General features: G+C 69.8%; 18 protein-coding genes. 6 read left to right on the top strand and 12 right to left on the bottom strand.

Annotation, left to right across the window (positions count from 1 at the left end; genetic code table 11):
- Positions 1–384: 384 nt before the first annotated feature.
- Together Aco04nite_RS36180 and Aco04nite_RS36175 are read right to left on the bottom strand one after the other, a co-directional pair.
- Positions 385–1,305: an alpha/beta fold hydrolase gene (locus Aco04nite_RS36180; RefSeq protein WP_213001714.1), complete on the bottom strand. Its 921-nt coding sequence runs from the start codon at positions 1,303–1,305 to the stop codon at positions 385–387.
- Entirely contained in the window at positions 1,302–1,796 is a 495-nt protein-coding gene (locus Aco04nite_RS36175; RefSeq protein ID WP_213001713.1) for a hypothetical protein, read from the bottom strand. The genes Aco04nite_RS36180 and Aco04nite_RS36175 overlap by 4 nt, the downstream gene beginning before the upstream one ends.
- A gap of 70 nt (positions 1,797–1,866) precedes the next feature.
- On the opposite strand from Aco04nite_RS36175, the gene Aco04nite_RS36170 reads away from it, so the two are divergent.
- Positions 1,867–2,103: a C1orf53 family protein gene (locus Aco04nite_RS36170; protein WP_203838772.1), complete on the top strand. Its 237-nt coding sequence runs from the start codon at positions 1,867–1,869 to the stop codon at positions 2,101–2,103.
- Between the two features lie 11 nt (positions 2,104–2,114).
- Positions 2,115–2,729 (top strand): hypothetical protein, encoded by a 615-nt coding sequence (locus Aco04nite_RS36165; RefSeq protein ID WP_244876540.1) that lies wholly within the window; start codon positions 2,115–2,117, stop codon positions 2,727–2,729.
- Between the two features lie 35 nt (positions 2,730–2,764).
- Here the strand turns inward: Aco04nite_RS36165 and Aco04nite_RS36160 are convergent, their stop codons facing one another.
- Entirely contained in the window at positions 2,765–3,466 is a 702-nt protein-coding gene (locus tag Aco04nite_RS36160) for an iron-dependent transcriptional repressor DtxR (RefSeq protein ID WP_203838774.1), read from the bottom strand.
- Between the two features lie 231 nt (positions 3,467–3,697).
- Here Aco04nite_RS36160 and Aco04nite_RS36155 point away from each other — a divergent pair, with 231 nt between their 5' ends.
- Both Aco04nite_RS36155 and Aco04nite_RS36150 read left to right on the top strand, forming a co-directional pair.
- A complete protein-coding gene (locus tag Aco04nite_RS36155; RefSeq protein ID WP_213001742.1) occupies positions 3,698–4,882 on the top strand; it encodes an acetoin utilization protein AcuC in 1,185 nt (394 codons plus the stop codon).
- Positions 4,883–4,918: 36 nt separating this feature from the next.
- Positions 4,919–7,471 (top strand): bifunctional acetate--CoA ligase family protein/GNAT family N-acetyltransferase, encoded by a 2,553-nt coding sequence (locus Aco04nite_RS36150; RefSeq protein ID WP_213001712.1) that lies wholly within the window; start codon positions 4,919–4,921, stop codon positions 7,469–7,471.
- 70 nt (positions 7,472–7,541) lie between these two features.
- On the opposite strand, the gene sigB is transcribed toward Aco04nite_RS36150, so the two are convergent.
- On the bottom strand, positions 7,542–8,561 hold the full coding sequence (gene sigB, locus Aco04nite_RS36145; protein ID WP_244876539.1) for an RNA polymerase sigma factor SigB: 1,020 nt from the start codon (positions 8,559–8,561) through the stop codon (positions 7,542–7,544).
- 247 nt (positions 8,562–8,808) lie between these two features.
- Between sigB and Aco04nite_RS36140 the strand changes: the two genes are divergently transcribed.
- Positions 8,809–9,594: a sporulation protein gene (locus tag Aco04nite_RS36140; protein ID WP_213001711.1), complete on the top strand. Its 786-nt coding sequence runs from the start codon at positions 8,809–8,811 to the stop codon at positions 9,592–9,594.
- A 6-nt stretch (positions 9,595–9,600) separates the two neighbouring features.
- Here the strand turns inward: Aco04nite_RS36140 and dtd are convergent, their stop codons facing one another.
- From dtd to Aco04nite_RS36105, 7 genes are all read right to left on the bottom strand, one after another.
- A complete protein-coding gene (dtd, locus tag Aco04nite_RS36135; RefSeq protein WP_213001710.1) occupies positions 9,601–10,023 on the bottom strand; it encodes a D-aminoacyl-tRNA deacylase in 423 nt (140 codons plus the stop codon).
- Positions 10,020–10,655 carry a phosphotransferase gene (locus Aco04nite_RS36130; RefSeq protein ID WP_213001709.1) on the bottom strand — a complete coding sequence of 212 codons (636 nt, stop codon included), beginning with the start codon at positions 10,653–10,655 and terminating at the stop codon, positions 10,020–10,022. Before Aco04nite_RS36130 ends, dtd begins: the two co-directional genes overlap by 4 nt.
- 12 nt (positions 10,656–10,667) lie before the next feature.
- Entirely contained in the window at positions 10,668–11,003 is a 336-nt protein-coding gene (locus Aco04nite_RS36125; protein ID WP_213001708.1) for a hypothetical protein, read from the bottom strand.
- A complete protein-coding gene (locus Aco04nite_RS36120) occupies positions 11,000–13,381 on the bottom strand; it encodes a putative bifunctional diguanylate cyclase/phosphodiesterase (RefSeq protein ID WP_244876538.1) in 2,382 nt (793 codons plus the stop codon). The genes Aco04nite_RS36125 and Aco04nite_RS36120 overlap by 4 nt, the downstream gene beginning before the upstream one ends.
- Positions 13,382–13,465: 84 nt before the next feature.
- Positions 13,466–13,723 carry a Fic family protein gene (locus tag Aco04nite_RS36115; RefSeq protein ID WP_280519465.1) on the bottom strand — a complete coding sequence of 86 codons (258 nt, stop codon included), beginning with the start codon at positions 13,721–13,723 and terminating at the stop codon, positions 13,466–13,468.
- A complete protein-coding gene (locus Aco04nite_RS36110) occupies positions 13,720–14,013 on the bottom strand; it encodes a hypothetical protein (protein ID WP_213001706.1) in 294 nt (97 codons plus the stop codon). Before Aco04nite_RS36110 ends, Aco04nite_RS36115 begins: the two co-directional genes overlap by 4 nt.
- Positions 14,010–14,321, bottom strand: coding sequence for an antitoxin VbhA family protein (locus Aco04nite_RS36105; protein ID WP_203838781.1), 312 nt, complete (start codon positions 14,319–14,321; stop codon positions 14,010–14,012). The genes Aco04nite_RS36110 and Aco04nite_RS36105 overlap by 4 nt, the downstream gene beginning before the upstream one ends.
- A 190-nt stretch (positions 14,322–14,511) precedes the next feature.
- Between Aco04nite_RS36105 and Aco04nite_RS36100 the strand changes: the two genes are divergently transcribed.
- On the top strand, positions 14,512–15,084 hold the full coding sequence (locus Aco04nite_RS36100) for an HhH-GPD-type base excision DNA repair protein (RefSeq protein WP_213001705.1): 573 nt from the start codon (positions 14,512–14,514) through the stop codon (positions 15,082–15,084).
- On the opposite strand, the gene Aco04nite_RS36095 is transcribed toward Aco04nite_RS36100, so the two are convergent.
- On the bottom strand, positions 15,053–17,410 hold the full coding sequence (locus Aco04nite_RS36095; RefSeq protein ID WP_213001704.1) for a putative bifunctional diguanylate cyclase/phosphodiesterase: 2,358 nt from the start codon (positions 17,408–17,410) through the stop codon (positions 15,053–15,055). The genes Aco04nite_RS36100 and Aco04nite_RS36095 overlap by 32 nt on opposite strands.
- Positions 17,411–17,469: the final 59 nt, after the last annotated feature.

Raw genomic sequence — 17,469 nt, 5'->3', positions numbered from 1 at the left:
CGGGCTGGCGTTTTGGTCCGGGCTGGCTTTCCTGGCCTGAGCAGTGGCATCCGCCCTGAGCCGGTATCCCCGGCTCGGCCGGTTCGTGACCCGGAGCATTACCCGCGATTGGGCTATCACCCAGCCGGGTCGATGCATGACTGCGTCTGGCGCCGGCCAGTTCTCGCCCCCGGAACCGGAGCCGGAGCCGACCGGCGGGCGGGCGGGCAGAGCCAAGCGGCAGGAAGAGCCAAGCGGCAGGAAGAGCCAAGCGGCAGGAAGAGCCAAGAGCAGGAAGAGCCAAGAGCAGGAAGAGCCCAGAGCAGGAAGAGCCAAGAGCAGGAAGAGCCAAGAGCAGGAAGAGCCAGAGCAGGAAGAGCCAAGGGCAGGGAGAGAGGTGAGTGGTTAGGCGGGGGATTTGCCCTGGAGGAAGTGGGTGATGGCTTTGGCGAGGGGTTCGGGGTGTTCGAGGACCATGGCGTGGGAGGCGTTTTCCAGGGCTAGGTAGTGCATGCGGGGGTTGGTCTCAGCGGCTTGGGTGGCTTGGTTGAGGAGGTAGGTGCGGTGGGCGGTGTAGAGGTCGGAGAAAGGCTCTTGGGCGGGGAGGTTGCGGGTGGCGAGGATGGCGAGGGTGGGGGCTGGGGTGGTGGTGTAGGCGTCGGTTAGGTCCAGGTCTTTCATGAGGGTGCGGAGGGTGCCGGCGGTTTCGGGGGTGGGGCGGATGGTGGTTTCGTCGGCTTTGGTGACGATGTTGCGGCGGAAGGCTTCGAGCCAGAGTTTTTCGTTGGCGCCGGATTCGCGGGCGGCGGCTCGTTGGGCTTCGACCAGGGCCGGGAGGTCGGCGGTGGGGAAGGGCTGGCCCATGGTGAGCTCCATGGAGTCGAAGAGGGCTTCCAGACGGGTGAGCTCGGTGGCGGCTTTTTCCGGGGGGAGGCCGGGCAGCTGGTCGGGGCTGGTCGGGGGTGGGTTGCCGTCCAGGTTGATCACGCCGGGGGTTTCGGGGTGGCGCTGGCCCCAGAGGGTGGCGAGCATGCCGCCCAGGGAGTGGCCGACGACGGCGGGGCGGTCGAGCTCCATCTGGACCGTGACCGCGGCGAGGTCGCCCAGGCCGGCCTTCCAGGTCCAGGGGGCGTCGCCGGAGCGGCCGTGGCCGCGCAGGTCGAGGGCGATCACGCGGTGGTGGGGGCGCAGGGCGCGGGCCAGGGTGGTGAGCTGGGCGAGGTTGCCGCCGGCGCCGTGCAGCAGGAGTAGGGGCGGCTGGTCGCCGCCGAAGTCCCGGACGGCGATGGGCAGGTCGCCGGCGTCGACGAGGCGATCGTTGATCACGATGGGTCTTCCTCTGTGTGAACGGGCTCTGTGTGAACGGGACGGTGGGTGTGTTGCAGGCGCTGGCGGACGGCGGCTGACGGTACGCCGCCGTCGGGGTGGCGGGGGAGTTTGCCCCGGCGGACGAGATCGTGCACACCCTGGCGGCTGATGCCGAGCATGGCGCCGGCGATCGCGTAGGACACCGACTCGGCTGAGGGGTGGCCGACTCGTTCGGCGACCACGCGGCCGAGCGGGGAGAACCACCAGTCGACGGGTGGGTTGAAGGCCCGGTCGCTGGGATAGAGCGTCATGACGAGGCGCATCGTTGCCATCGCCGCGGACTGGTCGTCGGCTTGGCGCATCGAGTCGGCCCAGCGCCCGGCCCGGAGGCGGACGAGGGTGCGCAGCGCGTGCACGGCGTCGTCGCCGTCGAGGAGGATCTCGAGCGGGTCGAGCAGCCGGATGTCGAGCAGTCTGACGATCTGCTCGACGAGCGCATCGTCGGTCACCGGTTCATCTTGGCACTACTTGACGGATGCTGCCAAGTAGTCGTGTGCTGCGCGGTGGGCGTACCGTGTGATGGTGGATGAATTGGCCTCGCGCCCGCTGTCGGAGCCGCACCACAGCCGGTTGGCTCTTGATCATCCGCGTCGTGGCGAGGTGCTCGCCGCCCATGATGACGCGCTCGGTGCCGGTCAGGCGGGCTATCTCGATCCCGGTTCGGGACTCTTCGTGTTGACCGCGGCGTTCCTCGCCAAGCGCGGGACCTGCTGTGGCCGGGGATGTCGTCACTGTCCGTATTTTGATGGTGCCTGAGTTGGACTTCCGTGGACGGCCCGTCGGCCAGTACGGTGTGCCCCGAAATGATCGGGAGGATTCCGGTGCGCACGCGTCTCTTCGCCCTCGGTGCCCTGGCGGTGCTGCTTTCCCTGGCGGGTTGCACGGAGAAAAAGGTCGAGGCTGCGACGACGACGTTGCCGCCGGTGAAAGTCGTCCAGCTGCCCGCGGCCTCGGCCGGCGGCGCCTGCGCTCTCTGGGACTACGCGCTCATCAAGAAGGAGATCGGCGTCGCGTTCACGGCTGCCGCCTCCGATCACGTGGATGACACCTCCACGTGCGTGGTGCAGATGACCAGCAGCCAATGGCCCTACCTGGTGCTTTCGGTGGTCAAGAGCACCAAAGCCGATGCTGATCTCTTCACCGGGGAGCTGATGCCGGCGAAGGCCACCAAGATGAAGGGGCTGGGCAAGGCGGGCTATCGCCTCGTCACCAAGGCGAGCGGCTCTCATGGCCCCGTGGTGGAGATTTCCTGGCTGAGCAAGGCCGGGCAGCTGCAGACGCTGCGTTACACCTTCGCCAAGAGCGCCAAGACCGCCGACGTGAAGGCGCTGCAGGGCAAACTGCTCAACCTCGCCAAGGCCCTCGAAACCTCGGAAGGCTAGCCCGCGGCGACGGCGTCACCGCGGGCTGTCGCAGGTCAGTGGGCGTCGACGAAGACGCGGGAGGCCACCTCGCGAGGGAGGCGGATCTTGTCGCCGGAGCGGTCGATCGTGACGCCGTCGCGCTCCTGGGCGACCGTCACGGTGGCGCCGGGGTCGATGCCGGCGGCGTGCAGCTGACGCAGCACACCCGCGTTGGTCTGGACGCTCTCGCAGATGCGGCGCACGACCACGCTGCCACTCAGGCCGGGGAACGCCAGGTTGCGCTCACTGCCGCCGTTGAGCCCGGCTGTGACGCTCTCCAGCGGCCCGTCGCCGGGCGTGCCCAGAACCTCAAGACCGGGGATCGGATTACCGTACGGCGAGCGCGTCGGACGATTCAGCAGCTCGTAGACCTTCTTCTCCACCGAGTCGCTCATGACGTGCTCCCAGCGGCAGGCCTCCTCGTGGGCCTCCTCGTAGGGCATGCCGATGACGTTGACCAGCAGGAGCTCGGCGAGGCGGTGCTTGCGCATGACGGCGACCGCGGCGACGCGGCCGTCCTCGGTGAGCACCAGGTGCCGGTCGTTCTCCACGGTCAGCAGACCGTCGCGCTCCATCCGGGCAACCGTCTGGCTGACCGTCGGACCGCTCTGATGCAGCCGCTCGGCGATGCGCGCGCGCAGTGGCGGCACACCCTCTTCCTCGAGCTCGAGGATCGTGCGCAGGTACATCTCGGTGGTATCGACGAGATCATTCACGGTGCGGCCCTCCCGACAGCGATATTACCTCGCAGCCGGGGGTTGACTTCGCGCCGACGAGGTGGGTCACCGAACCCTACCGTGCCTGCGGCTTGTTCACGGGCATGCACCGTGTGAGCGGGCGGTGGTAGTGGCGGCATTTGTGTGTTGTCCCAGCTGATGGCGGCCATCGCCGGGGCCCGGCATCGACCGGGCGGAAAGCTGTCGGACCACCGTGGTTAAGTGGCTGACATGGCGGACGGGACGACAGCAGTGGTGTGGGACGAGGCGCTCCTCTCCTATGACATGGGTGATCACCCGCTCAACCCCGTGCGGGTGGAGCTGACCATCGCGCTGGCCCGTGAGCTGGGCGTGCTCGACCGGCCGGGGGTGAGCATGGTGACACCGGTGCCGGCTGACGACGCCGCGCTCACCCGGATCCACCGGCCCGACTACCTGGAGGCGGTCCGGCTCGCGCCCCGCGACCCGTTCTTCCGCGGCTGGGGTCTCAACACCCCGGACAACCCCGTCTTCGATCACATGCACGAGGCCTCGGCGTGGATCTGCGGGGCGAGCATCGCTGCGGCCGAAGCGGTCTGGTCGGGCGCCGCGACCCGGGCGGTGAACGTGGCGGGTGGCCTTCATCACGCCATGGCTGCCCGAGCCTCGGGATTCTGCGTCTACAACGACCCGGCCGTGGCGATCGCCCGCCTGCTCGACCAGGGCGCGGAGCGCATCGCCTACGTCGACATCGATGTGCACCACGGCGACGGCGTGCAGGCGGCCTTCTACGACGATCCCCGCGTCCTCACGATCAGCCTGCACGAGTCGCCCCTGACGCTGTTCCCCGGCACGGGCTACCCCGACGAGACCGGCGGCCCCGGGGCGGAGGGCACGGCGGTCAACATCGCCCTCCCGCCCGCCACCAGCGATGCCGGCTGGCTCCGCGCCTTCCACGCGATCGTGCCCTCGGTGGTGCGGGCCTTCCAGCCACAGCTCCTGTTCACCCAGTGCGGCGCGGATTCCCACCGGCTCGACCCCCTCGCCGACCTGCGGCTGTCGGTCGACGGGCAGCGCGCGGCCTACATCGCGTTGCGTGAGCTGGCCGACGAGCTCTGCGACGGGAAGTGGGTGGCGACCGGTGGCGGGGGATATGCGCTGGTCGAGGTGGTGCCCCGGGCCTGGACCCACCTGCTCGCCGTGGCCACCGGTGACCCCCTCGATCCGCTGACGCCGACCCCGCCGACCTGGCGCAAGCTCGCCGCGCAGCGCAGGCCGGGCAGCATGGTGCCGGAGACCCTGACCGACGGGACGCCGCCGCCGGTCGAGCGCTGGCAGCCCGGCACGGCCCCGGACCCGGTCGACAGGGCGATTCTGGCGACCCGCATGGAGGTTTTTCCGTTGTTCGGGCTCGACCCGCACGACGGTCGCGACTGACGAAGACTGGATGGGGAGCGGGAGGCGGTGGTGGTGATGGCGGGTAAGCGGGAAGCCGATGTGCTTCTCTCCGACGGGAGTGCCGTGCATTTGCGGCCGATTACTCCCGGCGATGCGGCGGCGATCGTCGAATTTCACTCCCGGATGAGCGACCGCACGCGTTATCTACGCTATTTCTCCCCCTATCCACGCATTCCGGAGCGTGACCTGGAGCGATTTGTCAACGTCGACCATCGCGATCGGGAGGCGTTCGTGATTGTTTCCGGACGCCAGATCATGGCGGTCGGGCGTTATGAGCGGTTGGGGCCGGATTCGCCCGAGGCGGAAGTCGCTTTTGTGGTGGAGGATGCGCATCAGGGGCGCGGGATCGGGTCCGTCCTGCTGGAGCATCTCGCCGATGCGGCCCAGGGGAACGGGATTCTGCGGTTCGTGGCCGAGGTGCTCCCGCAGAACAGCGGGATGCTGCGGGTCTTCAGCGACTTCGGCTATCAGGTGCAGCGCAAGTATGCCGACGGGGTGGTGCACCTCAGCTTCCCGATCGCGCCCACCGAGAAGTCGCGCGAGGTGCAGGACAGCCGCGAGCAGCGCACCGAGGCGCGCTCGATCGCCAGGCTGCTGCATCCGCGGGGGGTCGCCGTCTACGGAGCGAGCGCGAGCGGGCAGGGGATCGGGGCGGCGCTGCTGGCCCACCTGCGTGACGGCGGGTTCACCGGGGAGGTCGTTCCGGTGCATCGCAGTGCCGAGCGGGTGGCGGGGCTGCCCGCGTTCCGGTCGGCTGCCGACGCGGGCGTTGCGGTCGATGTGGCGCTCATCGCCGTACCCCCCGATGGGGTCGCGGATGCCGTTGCCGACGCGGCCCTGGCCGGAGCGGGTGGTCTCGTCGTTGTTTCCGCCGGGTTCGCCGAGGCGGGGGTGGGGGGGGCGCTCGCCCAGCGGGCGCTGATCGACGCGGCCCGGTCGGCGGGACTGCGGGTGGTCGGCCCCAACTGCCTGGGGGTGGCCAACACCGATCCTTCGGTACGCCTGAACGCCACGCTGGCACCGCGCTTGCCTGCCGCCGGGCGCGTCGGGTTCTTCAGCCAGTCCGGGGCGCTGGGTGTGGCGTTGCTGGCCGAGGCGGAAAGCCGTGGGCTGGGGCTTTCGAGCTTCGTCTCCGCCGGGAACAGGGCCGACGTCTCCGGCAACGACCTCCTGCAGTATTGGCAGGACGATCCGGGCACCGACGCTGTCCTGCTCTATCTGGAGACGTTCGGCAACCCGCGGAAGTTCGCCCGGCTCGCCCGCCGGATGAGCCGCGTGAAGCCCGTCGTCGCCGTCGCGTCGGCCACCCGGCCGCCGGGGCTCGCCGGTGACCTGCCCGGTCCCGACACCAACGCCGTCACCGCCCTGTTCGCGCGGTCCGGCGTCATCCGCGTCGACACGGTCGCGGAGCTGTTCGACGTCGGCATTCTGCTGGCGCACCAACCGCTGCCGGCGGGGCGACGGGTCGGGGTGGTCGGCAATTCGTCCGCCCTGTCCGGGCTGGCTGTCGCCGCGTGCCGGGCCAACGGTCTGGTCGTCGCCGAGGGATATCCGCACGACGTCAGCCCCGAGGCGAGCGCCCACGACTTCGCCGACGCACTGGCCGACGCCGCGGTCGACGAGCGGGTGGACGCCCTCGTGGTGGTCTTCGCGCCCCCGCTACCAGGGCAGTTGCCCGACGAGGACGCTGACTTCGTTGCCGCCCTCAGCAGCGTCGCGCTCGCGGGGGAGAAGCCGACCGTCGCCATGTTCCTGCTCGGGCAGTTGCCGTCGAAGGTGCCCTCGTACCCGTCGGTTGAGGAGGCCGTTCGGGCTCTGGGGCGCGTCGCCACCTACGCCGAGTGGTTGCGCCGGCCGCCGGGGGTCATGCCCGCGCTGTCCGGGGTGGACCAGGACGCTGCCGAGATCCTGGGGCCGCCGGTCGAGCTGCTCTCCGCGTACGGAATCCGGGTTGAGCCCTCGACCTCGGCCAACGACGTGGCGGAAGCGATCGCAGCGGCCGGTGCACTCGGTTATCCGGTCGCCTTGAAAGCGGCGGGGGGTGCGTTGCGGCACCGCATCGACCTCGGAGCGGTGCGGCTCGCGCTGGCTGATGAGGATGACGTCCGGGCCGCCTACCGTGAGCTGGCCACGGCGTTCGGGCCGCAGGTGCTGGTGCAGTCGATGGTCGCGCCGGGGGTCGCCTGCACGATCGACCTGGTGGAGGATCCCGCGTTCGGGCCGGTGGTCGGGTTCGGGCTCGGCGGGGTGGCCAGTGAACTGCTCGGCGACCGGGCCTGGCGCGCGGCCCCGCTCACCGACCGGGCCGCGGCGGCACTGGTCGACGAGCCTCGGGCGGCACCGCTTCTGCACGGGTACAGAGGGTCCCAGCCGGTGGATCGGGAGGCGTTGATCGACCTGCTGCTGCGGGTCGGGCGGCTCGCTGACGAGCATCCGCGGGTGCGGGCACTGTCGCTCAACCCGGTGCTGGCCCGGCCCGACGGCTACGCGATCCTGCACGCCTCGATAGAGGTCGGCGAGCCCGGCACCCGCCTCGACACCGGCCCGAGAAGGCTACGCAGCGCCTGACCGCGCGGCAGCAGGAGGCATGCAAAAGACCGGTCGCGAACCGCGACCGGTCTTCTGGGATCAGGGGTTGTCAGCTGGCGTAGGCCTCGAGGCGGGAGGCCCGCTGCGGGTCGCGGAGCTTGGACATCGTGACCTTTTCGATCTGGCGGATGCGTTCGCGGCTGAGGCCGAATTCGCGGCCGACCTCGTCGAGGGTGCGCTGGCGGCCGTCATCGAGGCCGAAGCGGAGGCGGATGACCGCGGATTCACGCTCGGAGAGGGTGGCGAGGACGATTTCGACCTCGTTGCGGAGCTCGCCCCGGCTGACCGTGGCGCCGGGCTCGGCGTTGGGGTCGACGGCGGCTACGAAGTCGCCGAGGGCGCTTTCGCCGTCCTCGCCGACGGCCTGGTCGAGGCTGACGGGCTCGCGGTCGTACGAGATGAGCTCGATGATCTGGAACTCCGGGACGCCCATGGCCTTGGCGATCTCGGCGACGTTCGGCTCGCGGCCCAGCGAGGTGGCGAGGTCGCGGCGGGCCCGGACCATGCGGTTGACCTGCTCGACCATGTGGACCGGGATGCGGATGGTGCGGGCCTGGTCGGCCATGGCGCGGGTGATGGCCTGGCGGATCCACCAGGTGGCGTACGTGGAGAACTTGTAGCCCTTGGTGTAGTCGAACTTCTCGACGGCGCGGATGAGGCCGAGGTTGCCTTCCTGGATGAGGTCCAGGAACGCCATGCCGCGTCCCGTGTAGCGCTTCGCGATGCTGACCACGAGCCGTAGGTTGGCCTCGAGCAGGTGGTTCTTGGCGGCGCGCCCCTCGACCATGATGATCTTGAACAGGGGGGCGAGGTCGTCGCCCGCCGTGGGGAGCTTCTCCTCGGCGTAGAGGCCGGCCTCGATGCGCTTGGAGAGCTCCACCTCCTCGACCGCGGTGAGCAGCCGGGTGCGGCCGATGCCGTTCAGGTATGCCCGCACCAGGTCCGCGGAGACGCCGCGCTCGTCGGTGGCGTCGAGGTCGGCCTGCTGCGGCTCGACACCGTCGGCAATGCTGGTCTCAACAGCGACTGCCGCCGTGGACTCCGAAGCCTTCATCTCCAGGACCGCCATTTCAGTCCCCTCCCCGCGTTGACCGATGACGTGCGTTCCCAGCCGCTTTCCGCGTCCGGTGATCAAAAGTTTGGACCTGAGGGCGTTAAGCGGAGGTGAGGCAAGCCTCCACGTGGCATGAATCAGGGAGAACCCTGAGGTCGCCGACCCGACAGAGCGCCCGGATCAGCTGGACATTTCCGTAATCTCGGCAATTACGATTGCCTTGCTCGTCCCCGATAATCTGCACGGATAACAAGGAGGTCCGGTGGTCTTCAAGCGTTTGATGCAGGCAATGGGCGTGGGTGGCCCGTCGGTCGAGACGGTGCTGACGAACCCCAACTGCCGCCCCGGCGGATTCCTGGAGGGTCAGGTCCACGTCATCGGCGGCGAGCACAGCGTCGACGTCGAATACGTCTCCGTGGGGCTGCTGACCCGGGTCGAGGTGGAGAGCGGCGACAGTGAGTACAACACCGATCAGGAATTCCACCGCCAGCGTCTGACGGGGTCGTTCAAGCTCGACGCGGGGGCACGCTACGACGTCCCGTTCCGCTTCGAGGTGCCGTGGGAGACACCCATCACCGAGGTGTACGGGCAGCATCTGCACGGTATGACGATGGGTCTGCGTACGGAGCTCGAAGTGGCTCGCGCCGTCGACAAGGGTGACCTGGACGCCGTGGCGGTGCACCCGCTGCCGGCCCAGGAACGGATCCTCGACGCGTTCCTGCGGCTGGGTTTCCGGTTCAGCCGGGCCGACGTCGAGCGCGGCCGGGTCTACGGCGTGGAGCAGCAGCTGCCGTTCTACCAGGAGATCGAGTTCCACCCCCCGTCGCAGTACGCGGGCGGCATCAACCAGCTCGAGGTGACGTTCATCCCGACGCCGTACCAGCTGCAGGTGGTCCTGGAGATCGACAAGCGCGGCGGGGTCTTCACCGAGGGCCACGACGCCTTCGGCCGCTTCGACGTCGACTATCAGAGCGTCGATCAGGTCGACTGGACCTCGCAGCTGAACAACTGGCTGCAGCAGTCGGCCCAGCGCCGCGGCTTCTTTTAAAAGGCCCTAGAGGTCGAGGATGACGGTTTGCGGGCCCACGTTGATGCTCGACACGAGCATGTGGGCCTGGAACCGCCCGGTCTCGACGTGCGCACCGCGCGCACGCAGTGCGTCGACGAACGCCGTGACCAGTGGCTCGGCCACCGATGCCGGTGCTGCCGCGGACCAGGACGGGCGGCGGCCCTTGCGAGCATCGCCGTAGAGAGTGAACTGGCTGACCACCAGCAGCGCCGCACCGGTCTCCGAGGCGGAGCGGGACCCGTCGAGAATGCGCATCTCGTACACCTTGCGGGCCAGCTCGGCGGCGACCGCGGCGGTGTCGGTGTGCGTGATCCCGACCAGCACCAGCAGGCCGTCCGTGATCTTGCCGATCACCTCGTCGTCAACCGTGACGGATGCTTCGCTGACGGTCTGGATGACGGCCCTCATCCGCGCACCACAGCGACCGCTTCGCCGACGACCTTGATCTCGTCGGGCGTCAGGGTGGTGGTCTGACCCCGGCGCTCAGTGGCCACGTCGGCGACCAGCCGGCGCGGGTCGCCGGGCGCGATCGCCAGGAATTCGTCGAGGGTCGCGCGGGCCAGGGCGCTCATCGGGTGATCCCAGAGCGAGACCTCCGCGAGGATCAGCGCGGTCATCGCGGTGTCGAGATCAGGGTCGTCCGCGCGGGCGTTGCACCAGTCGATCACCACCGGCCCGCGCCCGGTCATCAGCACGTTGTCCGGGTGCAGGTCGAGGTGCACGATGCTGGTGCCGGCGGGGGCGCCCGGCCACACCGGCAGGTCGTGCAGGCGCTGATGCAGATCGGCGAGGATCCGCGCAACCTCGGAGGGTGTGGTGCCGCTCTCGGCCAGCGTGGGCCCGGACAGCCGTTCCAGCACCATGTCACCACCCGAGGCGCTGAACACCTCGGGCACGGGAAAGCCCAGGCCGGCGACATGCCGCATCGCCGCAGCCTCGGCATTCACGTCGGCATCACGCCGGTAACGGCGCAGCACCCGGGCTTGGTCGATCTCGAAGACGTCGGCCTCCCGGCCGGAGGCGAGCAGGCGGCCGGTCATCCGGCGAAGCTATCAGTCGACCGCGCTGCTCGTCGCGTCGCTCGTGGCGCCGTCGGTCGGGGCGTCCATGGAACCCGTGGTGGCGTCGCCGGTCGTGGTCGGGGCGATGCCCTGGCCGTGGCGGGCCTTGGGCCGGAAGCTGTTCGGGCCGGCGTTGCCCCCGGTCGTCGTCATGATGCCGTGCTCGGGGCGCGGGCCGCCGTTCACGAGCTCCTCCGGGTCGGTGCCGGCCGCATACGTGCTCGACAGGCCCGGGTCGGGGTCGCCCTTCTCGGGGCGGTAGGTGGTGGGCTCGTCGAGGACGCCCTCGCCGTACGCGCCGTGGCCGATCTCGTTGATGTCGCTCATGGCAGGACTGGTTGCCCGCCGCTGGGCACGGCAAACCCCTCCAGCTCGGCGGCGGCGCTCGGGCGGGCGTACAGATATCCCTGTCCGGTGTCGCAGCCGAGCGCTCGTAGCTCCTTTGCCTGCGCAGGGGTTTCGATGCCCTCGGCGATCGTGGTGAGGTGCAGCGCCTGGCTCAGCCGCAGCACCGCCTCGGTCACCGCCGCGCCCTCCGCCGTGCCGTTCAGCTCGTTCACGAAGCTGCGGTCGATCTTCAGGATGTCGACCGGCATCCGGGTCAGATAGTGCAAGGACGAATAACCAGTGCCAAAATCATCAATCGCAATCCGGATTCCGTACGACCGGAGCTCCCGCAACGCCGGAATGCCCGCGGCCTCGTCCACGATCACGGACTCGGTCACCTCCAGCACCAGCCGCGACGGGGCCAGCCCGGTACGCCGGAGCACCGCCAGCACGTCGTGCACGATCGCCGGCTCCTGCAGCTGACGCGGCGACATGTTGACGCTCACGTACCGGACGTCCCATTCGCACGCCTGCCGGCACGCCTGCTCCAGCACCCACAGCCCGATCGCGGCGATGGACCCGTTGCGCTCCGCAAGCGGGATGAACCGGTCGGGCGGCACCAGGCCGTGCCGGGGGTGCTGCCAGCGCAGCAGCGTCTCCGCCGCGACCGGAGTGCCGTCGTCGAGGTCCACGATCGGCTGATAGACGGCGAAGAGCTCGCCGCGTTCCAGGGCGACGGAGATGTCGTCACCCAGCGCGGCGTCCGCGGCCCGGCGGTCGATCATCGACGGGTCGTGCACCGCCGCGTTGTGGGAACCGGTGCGCTTGGCGTGGTACATCGCCACGTCGGCGCGGCGCTGCAGCTCCTTGGCGGTGTCGCTGGGGCGGGCGATCGTCACGCCGATGCTCGCGCGGATCGGGAGGGTGTCCTCGCCGATGCGTACGGGGGTGGCCGCGGCCGAGGCCAGGATGCGCTGGGCGACGATCATGGCGTGGGGCTCGTCGGGCACGTCGGCCAGCAGCACCACGAACTCGTCGCCGCCGATCCGGGCGACCACGTCGTCGGTGCGTACGGCGTCGCGCAGCAACCGGCTGAACTCGGTGAGGACCAGGTCGCCGGCGTCGTGGCCGTACACATCGTTGATGGGTTTGAAGCCGTTGAGATCGATGAGCAGCAGGCCGATCCGGTCGTCATGGCCCAGCGCCGCACCCAGCCGGGCCTCCAGCGCGGTCCGGTTGGCCAGCCCGGTGAGCGGGTCGTGCAGGGCGAGACGCCGCAGCTCGTCCTCGCGCTCGCGCAGCTGCCGCTCGACCTCCTGCCGCTGCCGGATGTCGCTGCGCAGCGCCGACGTGGCCTCCTCGACCCGGGTCATGGCGCGGTTCCTGCCGGTGACCAGGACGGCCACCAGGGCCGCCATGAGCAGGGTGACGACCGACCCGACCACGAACGCGATGCTGTCCATCCGCCGGTCCGACGTGCTGAGCAGCCGCTCGGTGGGGTGGATCGTGAGCCGCCACTCGCGCTGCCCGACGAACAGGGTGCGCCGCCGGGCCAGGTCGGACTTGGCATCCGCCTCGCCGACCCGCACGATCGGGATGTCCTGCCCGGCCACCCGCTCGGCGAGATCCGCGCTGACCGCGTTCTGCGCCTGGGCGGCGATGCTGAGCCGGACGAAGTCGTTGAGGTGCACACCCATGACGACCCAGCCGCGCAGCTGACCCTTCAGGCCGTTGCCGCCCTTGGCATAGATCGGCATCGTGATCAGGAAGGCCATCTGCTGCTGTGCCTTGGGCAGACCACGATCCCTGATCAGCACGTACGCCTGACTGATCGCGACCTCCCCACTGCGCCGGGCGGTGGTCATCGCGTCGATGGCCGCCCCGGAAAGTGTCATGTCGAGACCCGGATGGGTGGGCATGCCGTCGAAGGAGTGGCTGAAGATGATGAAGTTGTGCTCGTCGACGGCCGTCTGCGGCTTCAGGACCAGCCCCTCGGCACCCCGCGCCCGCCAATAGCTCTGCACCGCGGGCACCTCGGTCGCGGTGGCGGGCACGACGAGGCCGACATAGCTGGCGCCGGGGAGCCGGACGGGGCTCAGCCCGGCGGTGATCGTACTGAAATCCTCCTGGTTGAAATCGTTCTGGGCGTTGATCCCGCCGGCGACGTCCTCGATCGCGTCGCTGTACGTCTGCACCTCGTCGAGGACCGACCGGCACACCAGGGTCGTGTAGTTGTCCATGGCCTGCGTCGCGTTGTGCTCCTCGGCCCGGTGCACGAGGATCGTCGCCACCGCCGTACCCGAACCCCCGGCCATCAGCACGAGCAGCACGACGGCCAGACCGAACCACCGCCGCCGCCGTACCGATGCACCCGTCACAGAATTGACGATCGGTATCCCGGCCGCCGACCTGACGTTTTCAGCGCGCCCGGACCACGCCTTCCACCCGCCGACCCGACGTTTTCAGCGCGGCCGGACCATGTCGTCCAGCATCGCGACCAACGGGCCGATGTCACCGTGCAGCGCGGCCGCTGACGCCGCATCGTTCTCTGCGGCGTCGAGCTCACTCCACGCGACCCGCCAGCCCGCGTCCTTGGCCAGCTGGCCGAGAAAGGCTCGCTGCGCCCGGCCGTTGCCGTCCCGGAACGGATGGATCGCGTTGATCTCGCCGTAGTAGTGCGCCAGGCGCGCCACCAACGTCTCCCGGCCCAGCCCCCTCAACCGCCCATCAGCGGCGAGAGCACGAAGACGCCTGCGGCGTACGACTCGATGAAGCGCCAGTGGCAGAACAGGTCATGTGGGGTCCGCGCGATGTCCACCGTTCGCAGCTGCCCGGCCCACGGATAGATCGCCCCGAAGATCTGCCGGTGGAACTCCCGCAGGTGATCGAGGTCGTAGCCGCCGGGAAGAGGCTGCACCGACAGGCGCAGCAGCGCGGCGAGGCTCAGGTCAGCTTCGGCCCGGCTGAGCGCCGCCGCGGACGTTATGCCAAGTTTGTTCGCCTCGGTCACCCGACGCGGTGATAGGCCAGCAGCATCGCTTCCATCTGCCCCGCGGTGATCCGCCCCTGCGAGAACAGCCCGGCCAGCTCGGTAGCCACCGAGGACGGCTCCAGCCCTTCGGCCCGCAGCGACCCGACCGAGTCGTCGACAGCCCGGTCGCGCTCGCTGCGCAGCTCCTCGTACACCCGAACCGGCATGAGCACACCGACCGCCTTGCGGTGGGCCCCGAGAAACACGGACTCGGCCGAGCCGCGACTGAACCCGGCCAGGAGGTCGGGCAGCTGCTTACGAGCCTCTGCGACACCGAGAACACTCATGAACCAATGGTACAAGAAGATGTACACCTTTGCCGTGGCTGTTCGTCCAGCTCGGGTAGATGGGACCCGCGCTCCATTGATCGCGGTCTCGGCTCCATCCGGGTGACGGAAAACCGAGGCGGCGCCCGGTGCCGGCCATGCGGAACCCACCGCTCCCGAGCTTGTCCATCCTGACCCGCGACGTAGGAAGATGGCTGGTGTGACGTTTTCATTGCCTATCGCGGCTGAGGCCAACGCGCTGCTGGACCGGGATCCGCTGGCGCTGCTGGTGGGGATGGTGCTCGACCAGCAGATCCCGCTGGAGAAGGCGTTCAGTTCGCCCTACGTGCTGGCACAGCGGTTGGGCCACGCACCCACCGCGGAAGAGCTCGCTGCCTACGACCCCGAGGCGCTGATCGCGATCTTCGCGGAGCCGCCGGCCCTGCACCGTTTTCCCAAGGCGATGGCGGGCCGCGTCCAGGAGGTCTGCCAGGTGCTGGTCGGCACCTATGACGGTGCGGCGGCCAACCTCTGGCAGGACGCCGCGGACGGCAAAGAGCTGGTCAAGCGGATCGCAGCGCTCCCCGGCTTCGGCAAGCAGAAATCGCAGATCTTCGCCGCGCTGCTGGGCAAGCAGTACGGCGTGCAGCCTCCCGGCTGGCGCGAAGCGGCCGGGGCCTACGGCGAGGAAGGCTCCCACCGGTCGGTGGCGGACATCGTCGACGCCGAGTCGCTGGGCAAGGTGCGGGCTTTCAAGAAGGAGATGAAGGCAGTAGCACGCTGAGGACCTCGTCGGCCGGCAGGGGCTTGGCGAACAGGTAGCCCTGGCCGATGACGCAGCCGAGTTCTCGCAGCTCAGCGGCCTGGGCGGTGGTTTCGATGCCCTCGGCGACGGTGGTGAGGTGCAGTGCCTGGCTGAGGCGCAGGATGGCGTCCGCGATGCCGGCGCCCTCCGGGGTGCCGTTGAGCTCGGCGACGAAACTGCGGTCGATCTTCAGGATGTCGATCGGGAGCCGGGTCAGGTAGTGCAGGGATGAGTAGCCGGTGCCGAAGTCGTCGACGGCGATGCGGATGCCGTGGGAGCGGAACGCGGCGAGCATGTCGATGGCGGTCCGATCGTCGACCAGGGCGGATTCGGTGATCTCCAGGACGAGGTTCGCCGGGTCCATGCCCGTACGCGTCAAAACCGCCAGCACCTCCTGCACCAGCGACGGCTCGCTCAGTTGCCTGGGGGAGAGGTTGACGCTCACGTAGAGGCCGGCGTCCCAGGCGACCAGCTGGCGGCAGGCGGTCTCGAGCACCGCCATGCCGATGGCGCCGATCATGCCGGTGCGCTCGGCGATCGGGATGAACCGGGTGGGCGAGACCGTGCCCAGGTAGGGGTGTTCCCAGCGGACCAGCGCCTCGACGCCGAGCGGGCGGCCGTCGGCCAGGTCCACGAGCGGCTGGTAGAGCACGGTCAGTTCGTCGTTCGCCACCGCGTCGGCCAGTTCCTCGCCGAGCTGGGCGTCGGCGCGGCGCTGGTCGACCATCGAGGGGTCGTGCAGGCTGACGCCGTGCGTGCCGAGGTGTTTGGCCTGGCGCATCGCGATGTCGGCGCGGCGCATCAGCTCCTTGCGCCTGTCCGAGTCCCGGGTGGTCGTGACACCGATGCTCGCGCGTACCTGGATGAGGTCGTCACCGACCCGGACCGGCGTGGCGGCCGCGGCGGCCAGGATGCGCCGGCCGGTCGCGCAGGCCTCCTCTGCCTCGGACACGCCGGTGAGCAGCACCACGAACTCGTCCCCGCCGATCCGGGCGGCCACGTCCGACTCCCGGACCGCCCCGCGCAGGATCTCGGCGAAGCCGGTCAGTACGACGTCGCCGACCGCGTGCCCGTACGCGTCGTTGACCAGTTTGAACCCGTCCAGGTCGATGAGCAGCAACGCCAGGTCCGGCCGGGTCCCGACGAGCTCGTCGAGCCGCGCGTCGAGCCCGGCCCGGCTGGCCAGCCCGGTGAGCGGGTCGTGCAGCGCCATCTGCCGCAGCTCCTGCTCGCGCTGCCGCAGCGTCGTCTCGACCTCCTGGCGACGCGCGATGTCGCTGCGCAGCGCCGCGGTGGCCGCGTCGACCTTGCTCATGGCCCGGTTGCGCGCGCTCGCCAGCAGGCCGACCAGGGCGGTGGCGAGCAGGGTGATCAGCATGGCGACCACGAAGGTGGTGCTGACGATCCCGCGATCGGTCTCCTCGAGCAGCCGGTCGGTGGGGTGGACCCGCAGCTGCCAGGTGTGCAGCCCGGCACCGATGTAGGTGAGCCGGTCGAGAGCGGGTGGCGCCGCGACGTCGCGCCCGGCCACCTCCGCGACGATCAGCTCGCCGCCGCCGGAGGGGTCGACGAGCTCGGCGGCGACCGTGTCGTGTGCCTGCGCCCGCAGCGTCGATTCCAGCAGGTCCCGCCCGTGCACGCCCATGGTGAGCCAGCCCCGGAACGTGCCGCCGAGGAAGTAGACGGGCACGGCGAGGGTGAACGAGAGCTGCTGCTCGGCGGCGGGCAGGGTGCGGTCGGCGGCGAGCACGTACGCCCGGCTGACCGCGAGCCCGCCGATGGTGCGTGCGTCGTGCAGTGCCTGGCCGGCCTGCGGCACGGCGCTCATGTCCCAGCCGGTCTCCACCCGCTGGCCGTCGAACGACCGGGCGAACACCATGAACGCGTGTTCCCTGCCGCGGCCGGAGGGCTCGAGGCGCAGACCGGTGGCGCCCTTGTCGCGCCAGTAGTCCTCCAGCGCGGCCACTCCGGAGTCCGGCGCGGTGACCACGAAGCTGAGCGACGTCGCGCCGGGCAGCCGCCGGGTGCTCACCCGCGTGGTGATCCAGGCGAAGTCGTCGGCGTGGAGATCGTTCTGGGCGCCGAGCGCTGTGGCCACGTCGGCGAGCGTGTCGCCGTACCGCTGGATCTCGGTCGAGATGGCCCTGCTCAGGTCGCTGGTGTAGCGGTCCATGAGCTGCGCGGCGTAGCGCTGCTCAGCCCGCCCGGCGTTACGGGTGACCACGCCGGTGGTGACGAGCCCGGCGAGCAGCACGACGACAACGAGGGCGAGATCCGCCCACCGTCGTCGCTTCGAGACCCGCACGCCTCCATGATCGGTCGGGGCGCGCGCGAATGAACCGGTTTACGCTCCATCCGGACCGC

The sequence above is a fragment of the Winogradskya consettensis genome, assembly GCF_018332715.1.
GTDB lineage: Bacteria > Actinomycetota > Actinomycetes > Mycobacteriales > Micromonosporaceae > Actinoplanes > Actinoplanes consettensis.
The sequence above is the reverse complement of the archived record's forward strand: the minus strand, read 5'-3'. Positions and strand labels throughout refer to the sequence as shown.

Coding starts and splice junctions, on each gene's coding strand:
- Aco04nite_RS36170 (WP_203838772.1), top strand. CDS start 1,867: ATGGTGGATGAATTGGCCTCGCGCCCGCTGTCGGAGCCGCACCACAGC.
- Aco04nite_RS36155 (WP_213001742.1), top strand. CDS start 3,698: ATGGCGGACGGGACGACAGCAGTGGTGTGGGACGAGGCGCTCCTCTCC.
- Aco04nite_RS36150 (WP_213001712.1), top strand. CDS start 4,919: ATGGCGGGTAAGCGGGAAGCCGATGTGCTTCTCTCCGACGGGAGTGCC.
- sigB (WP_244876539.1), bottom strand. CDS start 8,561: ATGGCGGTCCTGGAGATGAAGGCTTCGGAGTCCACGGCGGCAGTCGCT.
- dtd (WP_213001710.1), bottom strand. CDS start 10,023: ATGAGGGCCGTCATCCAGACCGTCAGCGAAGCATCCGTCACGGTTGAC.
- Aco04nite_RS36130 (WP_213001709.1), bottom strand. CDS start 10,655: ATGACCGGCCGCCTGCTCGCCTCCGGCCGGGAGGCCGACGTCTTCGAG.
- Aco04nite_RS36125 (WP_213001708.1), bottom strand. CDS start 11,003: ATGAGCGACATCAACGAGATCGGCCACGGCGCGTACGGCGAGGGCGTC.
- Aco04nite_RS36105 (WP_203838781.1), bottom strand. CDS start 14,321: ATGAGTGTTCTCGGTGTCGCAGAGGCTCGTAAGCAGCTGCCCGACCTC.
- Aco04nite_RS36100 (WP_213001705.1), top strand. CDS start 14,512: ATGGCTGGTGTGACGTTTTCATTGCCTATCGCGGCTGAGGCCAACGCG.